The 6,914-nt window shown below is 55.6% G+C and carries 6 protein-coding genes and 1 pseudogene; 6 read left to right on the top strand and 1 reads right to left on the bottom strand.

The window, feature by feature from the left end:
- A pseudogene (locus tag Q2941_RS40880) lies at positions 1–214 on the bottom strand (hypothetical protein); the annotation flags it as partial.
- A 393-nt stretch (positions 215–607) separates the two neighbouring features.
- On the opposite strand from Q2941_RS40880, the gene Q2941_RS40875 reads away from it, so the two are divergent.
- The 6 genes from Q2941_RS40875 (at position 608) to Q2941_RS40850 (ending at position 6,914) form a co-directional block, all read left to right on the top strand.
- Complete coding sequence (locus tag Q2941_RS40875) at positions 608–691, top strand: hypothetical protein (protein WP_458196036.1); 84 nt, start codon at positions 608–610, stop codon at positions 689–691.
- Positions 692–833: 142 nt separating this feature from the next.
- Entirely contained in the window at positions 834–1,247 is a 414-nt protein-coding gene (locus tag Q2941_RS40870; RefSeq protein WP_458196034.1) for a transposase, read from the top strand.
- 510 nt (positions 1,248–1,757) lie between these two features.
- Positions 1,758–3,347, top strand: a complete 1,590-nt coding sequence (locus tag Q2941_RS40865) for an amidophosphoribosyltransferase (protein WP_458196033.1) — start codon at positions 1,758–1,760, stop codon at positions 3,345–3,347.
- Positions 3,348–3,356: 9 nt separating this feature from the next.
- The gene (locus Q2941_RS40860) at positions 3,357–4,058 is read left to right on the top strand and encodes an HAD family hydrolase (RefSeq protein ID WP_458196032.1); all 702 of its coding nucleotides are present in this window, start codon (positions 3,357–3,359) and stop codon (positions 4,056–4,058) included.
- A gap of 447 nt (positions 4,059–4,505) precedes the next feature.
- Positions 4,506–5,891, top strand: a complete 1,386-nt coding sequence (locus Q2941_RS40855) for an ABC transporter substrate-binding protein (protein ID WP_458196031.1) — start codon at positions 4,506–4,508, stop codon at positions 5,889–5,891.
- A gap of 27 nt (positions 5,892–5,918) precedes the next feature.
- Entirely contained in the window at positions 5,919–6,914 is a 996-nt protein-coding gene (locus Q2941_RS40850; RefSeq protein WP_458196030.1) for a carbohydrate ABC transporter permease, read from the top strand.

The following is a 6,914-nucleotide window of genomic DNA, read 5'->3' as shown; positions in this document are numbered from 1 at the left end:
GGCGCGGACTCTCCAGACTCACCGATATCGAACTCGGCGCCGAAATCGGAGCGGCTGGAAATGTGGGTAATTGAAAGTCTAGCCACACCTTGTAGAGCGGGAAATTAAGGAAGGGATCAAGATAGCCGATCCGCCGAGGCGTCCCCTGTGCCCACGAACGCCATGGCGAAACGAGCAACACCGCACTGGCAGCAATGAACTCTCGCCGTTTCATTCGATCCTCATCAAGGTTTGAGGACGACCGGCGGAGAGTAACACTCTCGATGGCAGTTGCATCCAGCGCGATGCTGCAACGCTAGTGCGGCGTGTGTACGCAGGACCGCTCTGGGTCATTTTCGATGGCTCCTGGAGGATCGTCGGTGGGTTGATGTCTGCTTTTGCACGTAAGCGTCGCATCAGGACTGGGCCACGAAGGTTGCTTTCGGCGAGCCCCCGTGATTCAAACTCCCAAACTGGGGGATCGAATCATGCGCTACGAACTCTCCGACTACGAATGGACTGCCATAAAGTCGATGCTGCCCAAAAGCCGCGTGGTGTGCCGCTAAACGACCGTCGCGTCCTCAATGGCATCTTCTGGGTCATGTGATCTGGAGCCTCATGGCGTGATCTGCCAGAGGTACTAGGCCCATACACCGCTTGCTACAACCGCTTCGTTCGCTGGAGGAGGGCGGTGTCTGGGGGCGCATCATAGACGCACTTGCTTCTGCCCATGATGCCGCTGTCCAAATGATCGACCCCTCCATTGTCCGCGTGCGTCAGCACGATGCCTGCATCACAAGAAACCAGAGACAGTCGATGGGGAAGGTCGTGGGGCGGCCTGACCAGCAAGATTCATGCGCTGGTCGATAGCAATGGTTTGCCGGTATGTGGCCCTTAGCACCGGCGAGGCCCACGACATCCGACTTGCCGGAAGGCTTCTGTCTCGTCTTAAATCCGGTTCAATGTTGCTTGCCGACCGTGGCTATGACGCCGACTGGATCAGAGAACTCGCCATGAAGAAAGGGGCATGGGCTATATCTCGCCGAAAATCAATCGCAGCAACCCGATCTGCTTCAGCCCTTATCTCTATCGAGCTCGCAACCAGGTCGAGCGGTTCTTCAACAGGATCAAACAATGTCGGCGGGTGGCGACGCGCTACCAGACTTGCCGCCGACTACCTTGCCTTCGTTCAACTCGCGTCGATCAGGCTATGGCTGCGCCTTTATGAGTCCGCGTCCCAGCATAGGGAAGTGAGGCAGATCGTTTGAAGTAACGAGGCGCGAACTCTTCGTGGAGGTCGAAGAGAAAGCGTTGGGGAGGCGTTCATTGTTATCGGCACTTACAAGGTCTACTGTTCACCAATATTTGCGCCGCAAAGCCGATGGAATTCCACTGCATGATATCGTGAGAGACTATCCGTTCTTGATCTTCGTGTCTTTCACTGAGAAATATTTCGTTGCGCGGTCGAACCTGATGTGCGCGCAGATCGTTTGGGGATCGGCGCCCGGCCACGAGACGCACTGACCTCCAAATCTTGGAGATTTTCGAACGAACGTGTCGCTCTCCAGACACTCGTGCCGCGATTCCGACGAGCCGAGATCATCGCCGCTAGGCAAAATGACGATGTTTCTCGGTCTTGTGTGGTCGGATGGCTCGAACAGAGCCTGTTAAGCGCTGGTACGAGGCTTGCTTAAAGAAGTCAAAACCAGGTCCCCATATAGCGTTGGCTCAATACTCGCGCTTCCTGAGGACACGGAGTGTTTAGCAAGAGTGTTCGTATGTCCGGTGTTGCTGCCGCTTTTCTCCCACCTTCAAGCAGTTCACAGGTCACGGTTTACGATCGTCTCAAGGATATGGTTCCGAAGCTTGCACTTCGCGGACAAGCGGGTTTCGGTGTTGCAGCTTTCATGCACGAGAAAGGTCTTCGATTTGCAAGATCCTTTCAATCAACCGCCAAATTGGCACCGACTGAGTGCAATGAGCGGGATCAGAATTTCAGACCCCATGTTGCAATCGCGCATATTCGTAGTCTCCGCCGCAGCAGCAACGGTGATGGCGACTTTCAGCCGGTTCACAAGGATGGGCCCAGCGCCCGTCACCTGACGATTTCTTTGGACGGTGCGTTGGTCAATGCCCGTGAACTTAAGGAAGAGTTGCTTGCGGAGGGGCATACCTCAGGCATCACCACAGATGCTGAGCTCTTGCTCAAATTGATAGAACGATCCTGCGAGCGCAACTATTGGCGGCACGATCTGCCCGTCGATTACGAAAACATCTTTCGTGAGATTGATGAGCGCGTCGATGGCGCCATCAGTGCGCTATGTCTGGACGGAGAGGGCAATCTCATTGCCTTCCGTAATCGATGTGGTGTGCGACCTTTGGAGGCTATGCAAACGGATGATGGGTTCGTGCTCTTTGCATCCGAAAATTGCGCTTTTGCCGGGCTACAAGGCAAGACGGATGAAGTCTTGCCAGGCCACATCAAGTATGTGGATGGGAAGATGGGGCGTTGCTTTGATCGGTTAGTGAGCACTAGGCGGCATAACGCTAAGCTCTGCGCTTACGAAACGCTGTACTTGGGAAGTCCGAACACGTCGATCGAGGGCCAATCTTATTTCGAAACTCGTTACAATATCGGGGGCGCCCTCGGTGGGCTTATTGCGGAGCGTGTCTCAACAGGACCAGGCTCCGCGCCAATCATCGTGTCCTCCATGCCAAATACCGGGGGGCCATACGCTGATGGTCTGTTTGCAGCTCTCGCCGCGCGAGGTGTCGTCGCCCAGCGTCGGGAGATCATCGAAACTCAGTTTTCTCAGCGAACTCTGATCGGCGTGCTTAGCGAGCGGAAGTCTAGTATTGCCCGAAAGTACCGCGCTTCGGCAAGGGACCTGGCCGAAACCACGGTAATAATTGCCGATGAAGCCCTCATTCGCGGTGACACTAGTCGGACTGTCACGAATTTGCTCCTTGCCGCTGGCGCTAGACGTGTGCATTGGGCGATCGGCTCGCCGCCGATAGTGGCTCCAAATTACTACGGCATGGGTATCGAGACTCTAGATGAATTGGCATTCTGGCAGATATGGAAGGGATTATCGCCCGAACAGAAGAAGAAAAGCCTCAAGTTTCACAACATCGAGCCGCAAGTTCTCAAAGCCATCGAGAGCAAAATTGCGGTATCGATCAACGCAACAGATATAACCTATCTGCCCTTCTCACTTCTCGTATCCTTGTTACCGAGCGGGCATGACGGCATCGATCTTTCACCTTTTACGTTCGAGATGCCAACGCCAGCTGGGCAGAAGCGCGCAAATAGAAACTTGCGCAATTTGATGGCCGATCTCCCCTATTCGGAATCAATCCCTGTTTGAGGTCAGATCATGAAACCTGCTCTCGTCTTTGACTGGAATGGCACCCTGCTCGACGATGCGGACGCGTTGTTGCAAACGACTAATGCCATACTAAAACGCTTTGGTCGCGCAACGATCGATATGAACACGTTTCGGGATCATTGCGACGTTCCGCTTTCGATTTTCTATCGAAATCTGGGAATGTCGGAATCAGAAGTGGCAGCCACGGATCGCGACGGGAGTGCAATTTTTCACGACGCCTACGAACCGCTTGCGAGTAACGTTAATTTGCGCGAGGGCGCGCGCACAATGTTGGAAATAGCACGCGAGCAAGCGGCTTCGTCTATCATAGTGAGCAATCATATCGTCGACCCGCTTCGTTCGCAATTGCAAAGGCTTGGTATCAATGACTACTTTGACGAGGTGCTCGCCTTTGAAAGCCGCGCCACCCAGTACAAATCGATGAGCAAAGGGGAGCGACTACGTCTGTACATGCAGGAGAACGACCTGAAACCGCCGGCAACCTTCATCATTGGCGATATGCCCGTCGAAGCGAATATTGCACGTGATCTTGGGCTCATAAGCATAGCCATTACCGGCGGATTCGTTTCCGAGTCGCGCTTGCGGGCAGCGGAGCCGGACTACATCGTTCATAACCATCACGAGCTGTTGCCGATCTTGCAGGGGCATGGTTTTTTTCGGGATGTACAAATCAAGGTCGCTGAAGACTAATGACGAGCCACCCCAGGGCGGAGCGAGGGAAGGGCTTCCTCTCGAAGCTGGACGCCTGTGGACCGGTGTCGCAATCAACCTTGGGAGTCTCTGGTTTATTGATAGCGGTCATGAATGGCTAACGATTTGGCCGGTTTTCAAACTCTGCCGGCCGAACGGCGGGGGGTGAGTTCGCGTCCTTAGACCATTCGGGCCGAAGATAATCCCTCTGCTCAACTGCAGGCCTTTCGCTACGGACACGGTTCGACATCGAGTCCGCTTCGGCTTCTTAGCCGGGTTGGGAAGGCGTAATTCGCCAGTCGCTCCCAGATTACCCAACCTTACCCAACCTCCGTTTTGAAAAGCCGCTTGCGGCGAAAGAATGCTGGCTAGCTTTCGCGATGCTGCGGCCTTTCGGAAGAGGAGGGGCGCGTGGTTTGCGGGCCAAAGAGTCCATCGGAGGGAAACATGCCAAGGAAGCTTGCCGCTTTTCGCGGCCGTTCGGCCAATTTTGCCAAGAAAGCTCTCATCTGCACCACGCTCTTGGCCGGAGCGGCCATTGCGTTGACCCAAGCCAAGGCGGACGACATCAACTGGCGCCAGTTCGAAGGTACCTCGATCGTCTGGGCGTACGACATTCATCCGTATGCCGACGCGGTCGCAGCCCAGTTGCCTGAATTCGAGAAGCTCACGGGCATCAAAGTGACGCCGGAGCTTTATCCGGACGATGCCTATTGGAATAAGCTGACGATCCAACTCAGCACAAAATCGCCAAGCTGGGACGTCGTGGGTACCGGGATTCAACCCGCCTGGGATCTCGCGCCGGGCCAGTTGCTCGAGCCGCTCGATCGCTATCTGAACGATCCGAAACTCACCGCGGCAACCTATGACTACCAGGATTTCTTCCCTGCACTGCGGGATGCGCTGACCTGGAAAGTGACGGAAGGGCAGATCGAGCCGGGAAGCGGGCAGGTGTGGGCCATCCCGCATGGCTTTGAGAATATTCAGCTGTTCTACCGTAAGGACATCCTCGACAAGTACGGCATCAAGATTCCGACGACTCCGCCACAGATGTCCGCCGCTTGCGAGAAGCTGAAGGCTGCGGATCCCGCGATTATACCTTTAGGCGTTCGTGGTGTGCGGTTTTGGAGCAGTATCCATACGGCTGCCATCTCGATTGCCAGGTCCTACGGCGTGCATGATTTCATCGTCAAAGACGGCAAGCTAGACACCGGCCTAGACTCGCCCGAGTCGGTCGCGTTCCACAGGGATTACGTGGACATGATCAAGAAGTGCGCTGCTCCGTCCTTTGCCAACGACAACTGGTACCAGGTGGTCGATGGCATCAATTCCGGACGAACGGCGATGGCGATCGATTCCAATATGTTCGGCTTCTGGAACGACGTGGCCGGCAAGCCCGCCTCGGGCAAAATCGCATTCGCGCCCCCGTTGCATGCTCCAAACAGCAAGAACTTCGAATCCAACATCTGGATCTGGTCTCTTGCAATGAACGCCGCTTCCCAGAAGAAGGGTGCAGCCTGGCTGTTCATCCAGTGGGCAACATCAAAACAGGTCGAGCTGAACGGCGCTGTTGCCGGCAAGCTCGTCAACTCTCCGCGCGCTTCCACCTGGACCGACAAGGCCTGGCTCGAATATGCGGCAAAGCCTGAGTTCAACAACTTCGTCGACACGTTCAAGAGCGTGCAAGACAGGGCGCAACTCGCCTTTACAGCCCGCGTCGGCTTTGCCGAAGCAATGAATGCTTGGGCCGTGGCCATGCAGAAAATGGTCAACGGAGCTGACGTGAAGGCGACACTGGCCGACCTTGCTTCCGAGATCCGTTCGTCCATGTGAGGGCGCCAAAGCGGGCGGCAGGCGCAATTGTCGCCCCTTTACATGTTAGAGATTCGTGAAATGGACCTTCGAGGATTCGACGGAATCGTGACGTTGCAGTCTTCGGCCAGTCAACTTGCCTCGTCAAAGGACAAGCAGGTCAAGAGTGCCGAGGAGCCGCGTGTTGACTGGCGGAGCATTGCCGCAATTGCTCCAGCCATCATCATACTTCTCGGCTTTTTGTTCCTGTTCTTCTACGGCGTCTTTCAGTCGCTAACGGACCTCAAGTTCGGTCGGCCGCTAATCCACTTCGTCGGGCTCAACAATTACGCAGCGTTGATCAAGACGGAGGATTTCTGGAACAGTGTTCGTACGACCATTGTTTATGCCGGATCGGCGGTACTTGTGGAGGCGGCTTTCGGTCTCGCACTTGCCAAGCTGTTCTCAACTGAAGTCTTCCTTGCCCGGGTGATGCGGCCCGTCATCCTCCTTCCGCTCGTCCTGCCGCCGATGAGCGTAGCGCTCATGTGGACGACAATGATGGACCCGCAAAACGGGATCATGAACTATTTGCTGTCGCTTGTCGGCATTGGCCGGTTTGCATGGATTTCAGATTCCGGCACCGCGATGTTCTCCCTGGTCCTGATCGACGTATGGACTTATACGCCGTTCTTCGCGTTGATCATCTTCGCTGGCCTTCAAGGTATCAACGAGGAGGTGAGGGAGGCCGCGCGCGTCAACGGTGCGAAGGGCTGGGCAACCTTCTTGCATATCGAGCTGCCGCTGATTGCTCCATACATGCTGATCGCGGCAGTGTTTCGGCTGATCGAGTCCCTCAATCAGTTCGACATCATCTTCGGGACAACGCAAGGCGGGCCCGGCAACAGCACCTCCGTACTTTCGGTGCGCGCCTACATTACCGCATTCCAAAATCTCGCCTTTGGGCGTGGTGCCGCTCTTATGGTCGTCAACTGGATGATCGTGCTGCTCGGAACCTTCGCCATGGTCAAGCTGTGGCGCTTTGTTCGGCAGCGCGTAAGCTGA

The organism is Bradyrhizobium sp. UFLA05-153 (genome assembly GCF_054185185.1).
The sequence above is the reverse complement of the archived record's forward strand: the minus strand, read 5'-3'. Positions and strand labels throughout refer to the sequence as shown.